General features: G+C 62.9%; 9 protein-coding genes. 7 read left to right on the plus strand and 2 right to left on the minus strand.

Translation table 11 applies throughout. The features are described from left to right. Positions 1 to 22 precede the first annotated feature (22 nt). From GN234_RS28440 to GN234_RS28465, 6 genes are all read left to right on the plus strand, one after another. The gene (locus tag GN234_RS28440; protein ID WP_218950892.1) at positions 23 to 1,750 is read left to right on the plus strand and encodes an autotransporter assembly complex protein TamA; all 1,728 of its coding nucleotides are present in this window, start codon (positions 23 to 25) and stop codon (positions 1,748 to 1,750) included. Next, on the plus strand, positions 1,747 to 5,421 hold the full coding sequence (locus tag GN234_RS28445; RefSeq protein ID WP_176689421.1) for a translocation/assembly module TamB domain-containing protein: 3,675 nt from the start codon (positions 1,747 to 1,749) through the stop codon (positions 5,419 to 5,421). The genes GN234_RS28440 and GN234_RS28445 overlap by 4 nt, the downstream gene beginning before the upstream one ends. A gap of 233 nt (positions 5,422 to 5,654) precedes the next feature. After that, positions 5,655 to 6,128, plus strand: a complete 474-nt coding sequence (locus GN234_RS28450; RefSeq protein WP_109754671.1) for a MarR family winged helix-turn-helix transcriptional regulator — start codon at positions 5,655 to 5,657, stop codon at positions 6,126 to 6,128. Next, on the plus strand, positions 6,125 to 7,594 hold the full coding sequence (locus tag GN234_RS28455; RefSeq protein WP_176689422.1) for an efflux transporter outer membrane subunit: 1,470 nt from the start codon (positions 6,125 to 6,127) through the stop codon (positions 7,592 to 7,594). Before GN234_RS28450 ends, GN234_RS28455 begins: the two co-directional genes overlap by 4 nt. Positions 7,595 to 7,609: 15 nt before the next feature. After that, positions 7,610 to 8,806 (plus strand): HlyD family efflux transporter periplasmic adaptor subunit, encoded by a 1,197-nt coding sequence (locus tag GN234_RS28460; RefSeq protein WP_109754673.1) that lies wholly within the window; start codon positions 7,610 to 7,612, stop codon positions 8,804 to 8,806. Between the two features lie 193 nt (positions 8,807 to 8,999). After that, positions 9,000 to 10,529 (plus strand): DHA2 family efflux MFS transporter permease subunit, encoded by a 1,530-nt coding sequence (locus tag GN234_RS28465; RefSeq protein WP_116832940.1) that lies wholly within the window; start codon positions 9,000 to 9,002, stop codon positions 10,527 to 10,529. Between the two features lie 158 nt (positions 10,530 to 10,687). Here the strand turns inward: GN234_RS28465 and GN234_RS28470 are convergent, their stop codons facing one another. Continuing rightward, complete coding sequence (locus tag GN234_RS28470; RefSeq protein ID WP_176689423.1) at positions 10,688 to 11,437, minus strand: UDP-2,3-diacylglucosamine diphosphatase; 750 nt, start codon at positions 11,435 to 11,437, stop codon at positions 10,688 to 10,690. Next, entirely contained in the window at positions 11,434 to 11,937 is a 504-nt protein-coding gene (locus GN234_RS28475) for a peptidylprolyl isomerase (RefSeq protein ID WP_109754677.1), read from the minus strand. Before GN234_RS28475 ends, GN234_RS28470 begins: the two co-directional genes overlap by 4 nt. 249 nt (positions 11,938 to 12,186) lie before the next feature. On the opposite strand from GN234_RS28475, the gene GN234_RS28480 reads away from it, so the two are divergent. Beyond that, a complete protein-coding gene (locus GN234_RS28480) occupies positions 12,187 to 13,884 on the plus strand; it encodes a glutamine--tRNA ligase/YqeY domain fusion protein (protein WP_176689424.1) in 1,698 nt (565 codons plus the stop codon). The last annotated feature ends 10 nt before the right edge of the window (positions 13,885 to 13,894 follow it).

Below are 13,894 nucleotides of genomic sequence, written 5' to 3' on the forward strand. Positions count from 1 at the left end.
CGCTCGTGATAGCATCCGCGCCATGAACCTCCCAGGAAGAATGACCGGTGGCGCGCTTTTGCTGTCCCTCAGCTGCGCGGCACTGGCAAACAGTGAGTTGGAAGTACGAGTCCAGCCGTCCAACGATGAACTCAAGGCCAACGTAGAAGGTTACATCGGTGGCTTGGGGGATCGTGACGAGGAGGCCTTGCTGCGCTTCAGTCGCGGCGCCGAGGAGCAGGCGCGCAAGGCCGCCCAGGCGCTGGGCTACTACCAGCCGCAGATCGACAGTGAGGTCAAGGGCGGCAAGGACCCACGCCTGGTGCTGACCATCGACCCGGGCGAGCCTGTGCACTTGCGCAATGTCACCGTGCGCATCGATGGCCCGGCGGCGTCGCTCAAAGCCTTTCGCGTGCCCAGCAACGCCGCCCTCAAGCCTGGCGCGGTGCTCAACCATGGTCGCTATGAAGATGCCAAGCGAGTGATCCAGAACCAGGCCTCGCGCTATGGTTTTTTCAGCGGACGCTTTACCCGGCAGAAACTCTTGGTGGACCCCCAGGCAGGCATCGCCGACATTGAACTGATCTACGACAGCGGCCCGCGCTATGCCTTGGGCCCGGTGCGCTTCGAGGGCGACACGCCGTTCGACGAAGAGCTGCTACAGCGCATGGTGCCGTTCAAGGCCGGCACGGCGTACGACTCCGAACTCATCGCAGAGCTCAACCAGGCCCTGCAATCGAGCGGCTATTTCGAAGGCGTGCGCGTGGATGCCGCGCCCACCGCCGCCACCGATAACGTGATCCCGGTGGCGGTCAAGCTCGACACGCGCAAGCCGCGGACCATGGGCCTGGGCCTGGGTTTTTCCACCGACGTCGGCCCGCGGGCGAAAGCCAACTGGACGCGCCACTGGGTCAACCCCCAGGGCCATAGCTATGGCTGGGAAGCGGAAGTGTCGGCGCCCCGGCAGAACGTCGGCCTGTGGTACGACGTGCCGCTGGACCCGCCGCTGACCGACAAGATGCGCTACGCCGGCGGTTATCAATATGAAGAACTGGCCGGCACCGACAGCCTCAGCAAACTGCTGACCGTGGGCCCGGAATGGCACAGCAAGTTGCCCAGTGGCTGGCAGCGGGTGGTGTCGCTCAAATGGCAGCGCGAGGAGTACCGCCTCGGTGACGATGCGGGCCTGAGCACACTGTTGATGCCGGGCGTGAGCTATTCCTACCTGCGCAGCGACAACCGCATCGATCCGCACAACGGCTACCGCTTGCAGTTCGACACCAAGGTCGCCAAGGAGGGCCTTGGTTCGGACAACAACCTTTTATATGGCACAGCCATGGTCAAGGGCCTGACCACAGTGTTCGACAAGCATCGGCTGCTGGCTCGGGCGCAGATCGGCGGCAGCGCCACCAATGGCTACAGATCCATCCCGCCGTCCCTGCGCTTTTTCGCCGGTGGCGACCAGAGCGTGCGCGGTTATGACTACCAGAGCCTGTCGCCGGAAAACTCCGAGGGCGACCGTATTGGCGGTCGCTACATGGTCGCTGGTAGCCTCGAATATCAGTATTCAATCGCGGAAAAATGGCGGCTGGCGACGTTCGTCGACCAGGGCAACTCGTTTAACAGCCTTGAACTGCCGAGCCTCAAGACCGGCGTGGGTGTTGGCGTGCGCTGGGTATCGCCGGTGGGCCCGATCCGCCTCGACCTGGCCCATGCGATGGACGACGACGGCGGTATCCGATTGCACTTTTCCATGGGGCCTGAGTTGTGAAGCGTGGTGTGAAAATAACGCTGCTGGCGGTTGCCGGGGTGTTGCTGGCACTGGTGCTGGCCTTGAGCGTTGTGTTGGGCACGGCATTCGGCAGCCGTTGGGCCCTCGGCCTGGTGCCGGGGCTGAGCGTGGAGAATTTCCAGGGCCGCCTGGGCGGGCAGTGGAGCGCCGATCACCTGTTGTGGCAGCAGGACGCCAGTCGCGTGGAGGTGGATCGGCTGATATTCGCCTGGTCGCCGCTGTGCCTGGCACGCATGACCCTCTGCATCGAACAGCTCAAGGCTGACCAGGTCGCCTTGCAATTGCCAGCCTCTGCCGATGAACCGAGCAGCGGCCCGATCAGCTTGCCGGACCTGGACTTGCCGCTCGCTATCGAACTGGGCGATGTGCAGGTCGGCAGCCTGTCGTTCAACGGCAGCGAGCAGCTCAAGGGCCTGCAATTGGTTGCCCATTGGACCGCCGAGGGCCTGCAGATCGATTCGGTGCAATTGCAGCGCGACGAGTTGAGCCTGAAACTGTCCGGCTTGCTGAAGCCGGGCGGCGACTGGCCGTTGAACGCCGAGGGCCGGTTGACCTTGCCCGCGCCGGGCGCCACGCCCTGGGCCCTGGACCTGAAAGTCGACGGCAACCTGCTCAAGACCCTCAACCTCAAGGCCGGCAGCAGCGGTTACCTGCAAGGCCAGTTGACCGGTGAACTGCAACCGTTGGCGGACAACCTGCCGGCCAAGGTGCGTATCACCGCCGACGGCTTCAGGGCGAGTGCCGATCTGCCAGACACTTTGTTGCTCAACCAACTGGAATTGACCGGCGAAGGCGACCTGAAAAATGGCTATCGACTGCTCGGCAAGGCGACATTGCCCGCCGAGAAAGGGCCGGTGGCGTTGTTGCTGCAAGGCAGCGTGGACGCCAATGGCGCACAGATCGCCGGCCTGGATCTTGATGCCGGCGATCAGCGAAGCCTGAAACTCAGCGGGCAATTGGACTGGCGCGAAGGCCTGCGCGCCGAGGCGAAAGTCGCCTGGCTGGATTTCCCCTGGCATCGCCTCTATCCGCTGATCGACGAGCCGCAGGTGACATTGCGCAGCTTCGACGGCGAAGTCTCCTACACCGATGGCAAATACCTGGGCAACTTTCAGGCCGCACTGGACGGCCCCGCCGGGGCCTTCAGCCTGGACAGCCCGTTCAGCGGCGATCTGAGGCAAATCCATTTGCCGCAACTCAAGCTCGCGGCGGGGCAGGGCAAGGCCGAAGGGCACCTGAGCCTGCAATTTGCCGATGGCATTGCCTGGGACACGGCGCTGCAACTGTCGGCCATCAACCCGGCGTACTGGCTGGGCGAATTGCCTGGGACCCTGGCCGGGCCGTTGCGCAGCAAAGGGGCGATGAAGAACGACCATCTCGAGCTCGATGCGGACCTGGATCTCAAGGGCAAGTTGCGTGGCCAACCGGCGCTGTTCCAGGCCAAGGCCAGCGGCGCCGGTGAGCAGTGGAACCTCAGCGCCCTGGACATCCGCCTGGGGGACAACCGCATCAACGGCACCGGCAGCCTGCAAGAAAAACTCACTGGCCAGATCGATATCAAACTCTCGCGCCTGGCCCAACTGTGGCCGCAATTGCGCGGCCAAGTCGTCGGCCGTGTCGATGTGGCCGGCACGCTCAAGGCGCCCCAAGGCAAGCTCGGCCTGCAAGGCACGCAACTGGCGTTGCAGGACAATCGCCTGCAAAGCCTGAACCTCGATGCGACGCTCGACAGCGCCCAGCGCGGCAAGCTCGATCTCAAGGCCAGCGGCATCCGCGTCGGCGAGACTTCGCTGGGCGTGCTGACCGTCAGCGGGCAGGGCGACATCAAGCAACAAAAGCTCAACCTGGACCTGCAAGGGCCACAGCTCGACACCACCCTGGCGCTCGATGGCACGCTCGACCAGGGCAATTGGCGCGGACGCCTGGCCAGCGGCGACGTGGAGGCTGGCGGTCAAGCCTGGCGCCTGCAAGCCCCGGCGAAACTGGAGCGCCTGGCCGATGGCACCCTCAACGTCGGTGCTCATTGCTGGCGTTCTGGCGAGGCCAGCCTGTGCGGTGAAGATCAGCGGCTGATGCCGGAACCGAAGCTGCGTTATCACCTCAAGCAATTCCCCATCGAAAGCCTGGCCCAGTGGATGCCCAAGGATTTTGCCTGGCAGGGCCGGCTCAACGCGGACCTGCAACTGGACTTGCCGGCCAGCGGCCCGAATGGCCGGATCCTGGTGGACGCCAGCGGCGGTACTTTAAGGATCCGCGACAAGGAGCAATGGCTGGACTTTCCATACCAGACCCTGACGCTCAACAGTCGCCTGACCCCCAGGCGCATCGACACCGACCTGAATTTTGTCGGCACCAGGCTCGGCGAACTGATGCTCCAGGCGCAGATCAACCCGCTACCGGCCAGCAAGCCCCTGAGCGGTTCGTTCCGCCTGAGCGGCCTGGACCTGTCGGTGGCTCGGCCGTTCGTGCCGATGGTGGAAACCCTCACCGGGCATCTGAGCGGCAGCGGGACCCTGGCCGGTGGTTTGCTCGCGCCCCAGGTCAACGGCAACCTGCTGCTCAGCGACGGCGAGGTGTCTGGCCCGGAACTGCCGGTCAGCCTTGAGGCCTTGCAGGTGCGGGCGATGATTGCCGGCGAAACGATACGGCTCGACGGCGACTGGAAAAGTGGCAAGAGCGGGCAGGGCCGCTTGAGTGGCACTGTCGGTTGGGGCGACGCCCTGACCATGAACCTGGCCCTCAGGGGCTCGCAACTGCCGGTCACCGTCGAGCCCTATGCGGTGCTCGACGTGGCGCCGGACCTCAATATCACGATGCACGGCGATCAGCTTTCCATTGCCGGCAAGGTGCTGGTGCCCAAAGGTGAGATCACCATCCGCGAACTGCCGCCGTCCACCGTCAAGGTTTCCGATGACACCGTGATCGTCGGCCACCAGACCGAGGAGGGCAAGGCGCCGCTGGCCATGGCGATGGACATTGATGTGATCGTCGGCCAGGACAAACTCGCGTTCTCGGGGTTCGGCCTGACGGCCAATGTGCAAGGCCAGGTTCACATCGGCGACAACATGGATACCCGCGGCGAGCTCTGGCTCAACGACGGTCGCTATCGCGCCTACGGGCAACGGCTGACAGTGCGCCGGGCGCGGCTGCTGTTCGCCGGCCCCATCGACCAGCCCTACCTGGACATCGAAGCGATCCGCCAGACCGACGACGTGATCGCCGGCATCCGCTTGAGCGGCAGCGCCGAGCAACCGACCACGCAAATCTTCTCGGAGCCGGCCATGAGTCAGGAGCAGGCGTTGTCCTACCTGGTGCTGGGCCGACCGCTGAGCACCACCGGCGAGGACAACAACATGCTCGCCCAAGCGGCGCTGGGCCTGGGCTTGATGGGCAGTTCGGGGGTGACCAGCAGCCTGGCCAACAACCTGGGGATCGAGGATTTTCAGCTCGACACCCAGGGCAGCGGCAACACCACCAGCGTGGTCGCCAGCGGCAACCTGTCGGAAAAGCTCAGCCTGCGCTACGGCGTCGGCGTGTTCGAACCGGCCAATACCATCGCCCTGCGCTACAAGCTCAGCAAGAAGGTCTACCTCGAAGCCGCCAGCGGCGTGGCCAGCTCGCTGGACATCTTCTACAAGCGCGATTTCTAAACCCTCCCTGAATCCTCCATGTCCGATGTGGGAGCGAGCCTGCTCGCGATAGCGCAGTGACATTCAGCATCTTCGTTGACTGACACACCGCTATTCGCGAGCAAGCCCGCTCCCACATTTTTATCTGCGTTTGTCTGTTAGTGCATAGCAACCTAACTATTCGATTGACATTCGCTGCCTAAGCAGTAATATCTCGACATACATTCACTGCCTAGGCAGCAAACGGTGGTCAGATGAAGCACTTCACCCCAGACAACTTCCACAATTGCCATCTCGGCATGCTGCTCGGCCGCACCGCGTTGCTCAAGGACCGAATCATCGATACCCACATGGAACCTGTCGGCATCACCGCCGCGCAGTTCAAGGTATTGATCATCATGGCCCAGTACGGCATCGAGACACCGGCCGAGCTGTGTCGCTACCTGTCCCTGGACAGCGGCTCGATGACGCGGATGCTCGATCGCCTGGAGCAGAAAGGTTTCCTGGCCCGCGAACGTTCCGCCCAGGATCGCCGGCAAGTGCGCCTGGTGCTGACTGAAGCCGGCCAGGCCCTCGCCGATCGCCTGCCGTTTATCGGTGCCGAGGCCATGAACCAGTTGGCCAGCGCCATCAGCCCCGAGGAGTTGCAAACCCTCGAACAGATCCTCAAGAAAATTCTGCTCGCCGCCGGTGACCCCATTACCGTGTCGCGACTGGGGGAAAAATGAAGCGTAAAACCTTGCGTACCCGATTAAGCCTGGTGGTCTTGGCCATGAGCCTGGCCGGTTGTGCCAGCTACAGCGGCTTGAAGACCGAAGGCGTCAGTCTCGAGGCCCAGAGCCTCAAGGCCGGGCAATCCCTGAACGGTGTCACGCTGTCACCGGCCGCGTGGCCGAAAAGCGATTGGTGGAAAAGCCTTGGCGACCCGCAACTCGATGGCCTGATCCGGGAAGCCTTGCGCGATAGCCCGGACATGCAGATCGCCAGCGCCCGGGTGCATCAGGCCAGTGCTGCCGCCTATGCCGCCAACGCGGCGCGCATGCCGACCCTGGATGCCAGCGGCGGTGTCAGCCGTTCGCGCCTGTCCCGTGACCAGGACCCGCAAGGGCTGGGTGAGGCGTATAGCACCCTGCGCACGCTGGGTGTGGATTTCAATTACACCTTCGACCTCTGGGGCGGCCAGCGTGCTGCCTGGGAAGCCGCCCTGGGCCAGGCCCGCGCCGCCGAGATCGATCGCCAGGCCGCGCAACTGACCTTGGCCGCCGACGTGGCCCGGGCCTACAGCGACCTGGGCCAGGCCCACATCATTTATGACCTGGCCACCGAGGACCTCAAGCGCACCCGACAGATGCTCGACCTGAGCAAGCGTCGCCTCACTGCCGGGATCGACAGCGAATATCAGTTCCAGCAGACCGAAAGCCTGGAAGCCAGCGCCGATGCCTCCCGGATCGATGCGGAGAAACGCCTGCAAAGCGCCAAGATCGCCCTGGCGGTGCTGCTCGGCAAGGGCCCGGACCGTGGCAATGAAATCGCCCGGCCCAATGTGCTGCAAGCCAGCGCGGTCGCCTTGCCGTCGAATCTGCCCGCCGAGTTGCTCGGGCGGCGTCCGGACTTGGTCGCGGCGCGTTGGCGGGTCGAGGCGGCGAGCAAGGACATCGAGGCCGGCAAGACCAACTTCTATCCCAATCTCAACCTGAGTGCGGCGGCCGGGACACGCTCGCTGCTGGGCGATGCGATGTTCGGCTCGGCCAGCCGCTTCTTCAATGTGGCGCCGACGGTGTCGTTGCCGATCTTCGATGGCGGCCGCTTGCGAGCGGACCTGGATGCCCGGGACGCCGATTACGACCTGGCGGTGGCGCAATACAACAAGAGCCTGGTCACGGCCCTTGGCGATGTCAGCGACACCATCAACCAGTTGCGTGACATCGCCCGCCAGATCGGCGCCCAGCAGCATGCCACCGATATCGCCCAGAGCTCCTACGACACGGTGGTCCAGCGCTACGGCTCGGGCATCGGTAATTACCTGGACGTGTTGAGCATCGAGCAGCAATTGCTCCAGGCCCAGCGCCAACTGGCGAATCTGAATGCCGAGCAGATCGATTTGTCGATTCAACTGATGCAGGCCCTGGGCGGTGGTTTCGAGGCCCAGACCCTGGCGGCGGCCACTCCGGTCTCTGCCACGCCGAATAACTGATTCGAGGTACTTGTCATGGCTACTGCCGAAACGACTCAATCCGAACATGCGCAAGACAGCAACCCACGCAAGCGCAAGGTCATGCTGGTGACGCTGACGCTGCTGGTCATTCTCTCGGGCCTGGGTGTCTGGGCCTGGCACGAACTGTATGGTCGCTGGAGCGAAAGCACCGACGATGCCTATGTGAACGGCAACGTAGTGGAAATCACACCGCAAGTCACCGGCACCGTGGTGAGCATCGGTGCCGACGACGGCGACCTGGTGCGTGAAGGCCAGGTGCTGGTGCAGTTCGACCCGAACGATGCCGAAGTCGGGCTGCAAAGTGCCCAGGCCAACCTGGCCCGGACCGTGCGCCAGGTGCGTGGCTTGTACAGCAACGTCGATGGCATGCGGGCGCAGGTCAATGCGCAAGAGGCCGAAGTGCAGAAGGCCCAGGAAAACTACAGTCGACGCAAGAACCTGGCGGCTGGCGGGGCGATTTCCCAGGAAGAACTGTCTCACGCCCGGGACGACCTGACCTCGGCGCAGAACGCCTTGGCCAATGCCCGGCAACAACTCAAGACCACCAGCGCCCTGGTGGACGATACCGTGGTGTCGTCCCATCCCGACGTGCAGTCCGCCGCCGCGCAATTGCGCCAGGCCTTCCTGGCCAACGCCCGCAGCACCTTGATTGCACCGGTCACCGGTTATGTCGCCAAACGCACCGTGCAACTGGGCCAACGGGTGCAGCCAGGCACGGCGTTGATGGCGGTGATCCCGCTGGATCAGCTGTGGATCGATGCCAACTTCAAGGAAACCCAACTGCGCGACATGCGCATCGGCCAGCCGGTGGACATCGAGGCCGACCTGTACGGCAGCGATGTGAAGTACAGCGGCACCATCGACAGCCTCGGCGCCGGCACCGGCAGCGCGTTTGCCTTGCTGCCGGCACAGAACGCCACGGGTAACTGGATCAAGATTGTCCAGCGGGTGCCGGTGCGCATTCATGTCAATGCCCAGGAGCTGGCCGAGCATCCGCTGCGGATCGGCCTGTCGACCCTGGTCAGCGTCAATCTGCGCGACCAGAGCGGCCCGGTACTGGCCCAGCAGCCACCGCAGAAAGCCTCGTTCAGCACCCAGGTCTATGACCGGCAACTGGCCGATGCCGACGCGATGATCTCGCGGTTGATTCACGAAAACAGCGCGGTTGCGAGCAAGACTGCCCAGCGCTGATCACCCTGTGGGAGCCGAGCTTGCTCGCGATAGCGGCATGGCAGGCAACAAAGATATTGGCTGTAAGGGCCCCATCGCGAGCAAGCTCGGCTCCCACAGGTTTTGTGTTTTGTTCAATGGTTCAGGTAGTCCTGGAACCTGTGGGAGCAAGGCTTGCTCGCGATTCACCACCGTCGCTTCATAGGATTTCGCAATGAGCAATAACGCGTCTTTCACGCCGCCCAGCCTGTTGCTCAGCACCATCGGGCTGTCGCTGGCGACGTTCATGCAAGTGCTCGACACCACCATTGCCAACGTCGCCTTGCCGACCATTTCCGGCAACCTGGGCGTCAGTTCGGAGCAGGGCACCTGGGTCATTACCTCGTTCGCGGTGAGCAACGCCATCGCCTTGCCGCTCACTGGCTGGTTGAGCCGACGGTTTGGCGAGGTGAAGCTGTTTTTGTGGGCGACGATGCTGTTCGTGCTCGCTTCGTTCTTGTGTGGCATTTCCACTTCGATGCCAGAACTGATTGGTTTTCGCGTACTCCAGGGGCTGGTCGCCGGGCCGTTGTACCCGATGACCCAGACCTTGCTGATCGCGGTGTACCCGCCGGCCAGGCGCGGCATGGCCCTGGCCTTGCTGGCGATGGTCACGGTGGTGGCGCCGATTGCCGGGCCGATCCTCGGTGGCTGGATCACCGACAGCTACAGCTGGCCGTGGATCTTTTTCATCAACGTGCCCATCGGGGTCTTCGCGGCGATGGTGGTGCAACAACAGCTCAAGGCGCGGCCGGTGGTCACCAGCCATCAACCGATGGACTACGTAGGGCTGATCACGCTGATCATCGGGGTCGGCGCGCTCCAGGTGATCCTCGACAAAGGCAACGACCTGGACTGGTTCGAATCGAACTTCATCATCATCGGAGCACTGATTTCGCTCATTGCCCTGGCGGTGTTCGTGATCTGGGAAATGACCGACCGCCATCCGGTGGTCAATCTGCGGCTGTTCGCCTATCGCAACTTTCGCATCGGCACCATTGTGCTGGTGGGGGGCTACGCCGGGTTCTTCGGCATCAACCTGATCCTGCCGCAGTGGTTGCAGACCCAGATGGGCTACACCGCGACCTGGGCCGGGCTGGCAGTGGCGCCCATCGGTATCCTGCCGGTGCTGATGTCGCCCTTCGTCGGCAAGTACGCCCACCGGTTCGACCTGCGTGTGTTGGCCGGGCTGGCGTTCCTGGCCATCGGCCTGAGCTGCTTCATGCGCGCCGGGTTTACCAATGAGGTGGATTTCCAGCACATCGCGATGGTGCAGTTGTTCATGGGCATCGGTGTGGCGCTGTTTTTCATGCCGACCCTGAGCATCCTGATGTCGGACCTGCCACCGCACCAGATTGCCGACGGCGCCGGGCTGGCGACGTTCCTGCGGACCCTGGGCGGCAGCTTCGCCGCGTCCCTGACCACCTGGATCTGGATCCGCCGGGCCGACCAGCACCATGCCTACCTGAGCGAACACATCAGCACCTACGAGCCGGCCACCCGTGAGGCACTCAACCAGCTCGGCGGCGCGAGTGCCCCGGCCTATGCCCAGCTCGACCAGATCCTCACCAGCCAGGCGTACATGCTCTCCACCGTGGATTACTTCACGTTGCTGGGATGGGGGTTCATGGGCTTGATCTTGCTGGTGTGGCTGGCCAAGCCGCCGTTTGCGGCGAAGGCGGGGCCTGCGTCGGCGGGGCATTGATTCAGAAGTGAAATGCAATCCAATGTGGGAGCGGGGCTGTGGGAGCAAGGCTTGCCCGCGATGCGGGCGACACGGTTCAACTGCAAGACCGTGTCATCGTTCATCGCGAGCAAGCTTTGCTCCCACAGGCCTACTCCCACAGGGGACATCTGCGCGCTTCAGTTGCCTGGCAACGCCAACTGCGCATTACCAAAACCAAACGGCGCCAACGCAAACCCTTGCTCATCCACCTGCAACGCCCAGCCTTGCTTGTCCCAATCCCCCAGCACGATGCGTCTCGCTGCGTGTTCGCCCAGTTGCAGCTTGTGGATGGCGGGGCGGTGGGTGTGGCCGTGGATCAGGGTCTTCACGCCGTACTCCTGCATGATCCGCGGGATCTCTTCGGGCGTGACGTCGACGATGTCATTGGCTTTCATGCGTGTCTGCGTGCGGCTTTCGCTACGCAGTTTGCGCGCCAGTTTCTGGCGACTGCCCAGCGGCAGGTGACGCAGGATGAACAGCGTGACCGGATTGCGCAGCCAGCGCCGCAGCTTCATGTAGCCTTCGTCGCGGGTGCAGAGGCTGTCGCCGTGCATCAGCAGCACCGGCTCGCCGTTGAACTGCACGACACTCGGGTCCTTGAGCAGGGTGCAGCCGGCCGCTTTGCAAAAGGCCTGCCCCAGCATGAAGTCGCGATTGCCGTGCATCAGGAATATGGCCGTGCCGCTGTCGCTCAATTCGCGCAGGGCCTGGCAGATGGAACGCTGGAACGGCGTCATGGCATCGTCGCCGATCCAGGCTTCGAAAAAGTCGCCCAGGATGTACAACGCTTGCGCCGAGCGGGCGCGTGTGGCGAGTAGATCCAGAAACGCCCGGGTGATGTCCGGGCGCTCCTCTTCCAGATGCAAATCTGAAATCAGCAGTATCACTCAATGATCTCGGCTTTCTCGATGATCACGTCTTCTGCCGGGACGTCCTGGTGGCCGGCCTTGGAAGTGGTGGCGACGCCCTTGATCTTGTCGACCACGTCGGTGCCTTCGATCACTTCACCGAACACCGCATAACCCCAACCCTGTACGGTCTTGGCGCTGTGGTTCAGGAAGCTGTTGTCGGCCACGTTGATGAAGAACTGCGCGGAGGCCGAATGCGGCTCCATGGTACGGGCCATGGCAACGCTGTACTTTTTGTTCGGCAGGCCGTTGTCGGCTTCGTTCTGAATGCTTGGGCGCTTGTCTTTCTTTTCCTTCATGCCAGGTTCGAAACCGCCGCCCTGGATCATGAAGTTGCCGATGACACGGTGGAAAACAGTGTTTTCGTAGTGGCCGGCCTTGACGTACTCAACGAAGTTGGCAACGGTCAGCGGTGCCTTTTCGGCGTTCAGTTGCAGGACGATGTCGCCGTGGTTGGTGGTCAGTTTGACTTGGGTCATGATCGCTACTCTTTCAAGGAATTCGTGGGTTTCGGGGCTTCACTGCCCGCAACCGGTCTGGCTGCAATCGGCCAGGTTGGGCAGTTTAGCGTGCCAGGCACGAATTTCGAGGCTGTTTTTCATCAGGTCGTCGATTAAATTCAATCGTTTACCGACCTGGCCTGTCAGGTGCTTGACAGCATCGGCTATGATACGGGCTTTGATTTATCAGGCCGCACCCGGCCGCGCACTTGTACGTTCAAGGATCCTATGAGCAAGCCCACTGTCGACCCTACCTCGAATTCCAAGACCGGCCCGGCCGTGCCGGTCAACTTCCTGCGCCCGATCATCCAGGCGGACCTGGACTCGGGTAAGCACACACAGATCGTCACTCGCTTCCCTCCGGAGCCCAACGGCTACCTGCACATCGGCCATGCCAAGTCGATCTGCGTGAATTTCGGCCTGGCCCAGGAGTTCGGCGGCGTCACGCACTTGCGTTTCGACGATACCAACCCGGCCAAGGAAGACCAGGAATACATCGACGCGATCGAAAGCGACGTCAAGTGGCTGGGTTTCGAATGGTCCGGTGAGGTGCGCTATGCCTCGCAATATTTCGACCAACTGCACGATTGGGCGGTGGAACTGATCAAGGCCGGCAACGCCTACGTGTGCGACCTGACCCCCGAGCAGGCCAAGGAATACCGCGGCAGCCTGACCGAGCCGGGCAAGAACAGCCCGTTCCGTGACCGCAGCGTGGAAGAGAACCTGGACCTGTTCGCCCGCATGCGCGCCGGTGAGTTCCCGGACGGTGCACGGGTGCTGCGCGCCAAGATCGACATGGCCTCGCCGAACATGAACCTGCGCGACCCGATCATGTACCGCATCCGTCATGCCCATCACCACCAGACCGGTGACAAGTGGTGCATCTACCCCAACTATGACTTCACCCATGGTCAGTCGGACGCTATCGAAGGCATCACCCACTCGATCTGCACCCTGGAGTTCGAAAGCCACCGGCCGTTGTACGAATGGTTCCTCGAGCACCTGCCGGTGCCGGCCCATCCGCGCCAGTACGAATTCAGCCGCCTGAACCTGAACTACACCATCACCAGCAAGCGCAAGCTCAAGCAACTGGTGGACGAGAAGCACGTCAACGGCTGGGACGACCCGCGCATGTCGACGCTGTCGGGCTTCCGTCGTCGGGGCTACACGCCAAAATCGATCCGCAACTTCTGCGAAATGGTCGGCACCAACCGCTCCGACGGCGTGGTGGACTTCGGCATGCTGGAGTTCAGCATCCGTGACGACCTGGACCACAGCGCCCCGCGCGCCATGTGCGTGCTGCGTCCGCTGAAAGTGGTCATCACCAATTACCCGGAAGGCCAGGTCGAGAACCTCGAACTGGCGCGTCACCCGAAAGAAGACATGGGCGTGCGCGTCCTGCCGTTCGCCCGGGAGATCTACATCGACCGTGAAGACTTCATGGAAGAGCCGCCAAAAGGCTACAAGCGCCTGGAGCCGGCCGGCGAAGTGCGCCTGCGCGGCAGCTACGTGATCCGCGCCGACGAAGCGATCAAGGACGCCGACGGCAACATCGTCGAGCTGCGTTGCTCGTACGACCCCGATACCCTGGGCAAGAACCCGGAAGGTCGCAAGGTCAAGGGCGTGATCCACTGGGTGCCGGCCGCTGCCAGCGTCGAGTGCGAAGTGCGCCTGTACGATCGCCTGTTCCGTTCGCCGAACCCGGAGAAGGCCGAAGACAGCGCCAGCTTCCTGGACAACATCAACCCTGACTCCCTGCAAGTACTCACTGGTTGTCGTGCCGAACCTTCGTTGGGCAACGCACAGCCGGAAGACCGTTTCCAGTTCGAGCGCGAAGGTTACTTCTGCGCGGATATCAAGGACTCGAAACCCGGTGCTCCGGTATTCAACCGTACCGTGACCTTGCGCGATTCCTGGGGTCAGTGATCAAGTCTTA

This window comes from Pseudomonas bijieensis, from assembly GCF_013347965.1.
Taxonomy (GTDB): Bacteria; Pseudomonadota; Gammaproteobacteria; order Pseudomonadales; family Pseudomonadaceae; genus Aquipseudomonas; species Aquipseudomonas bijieensis.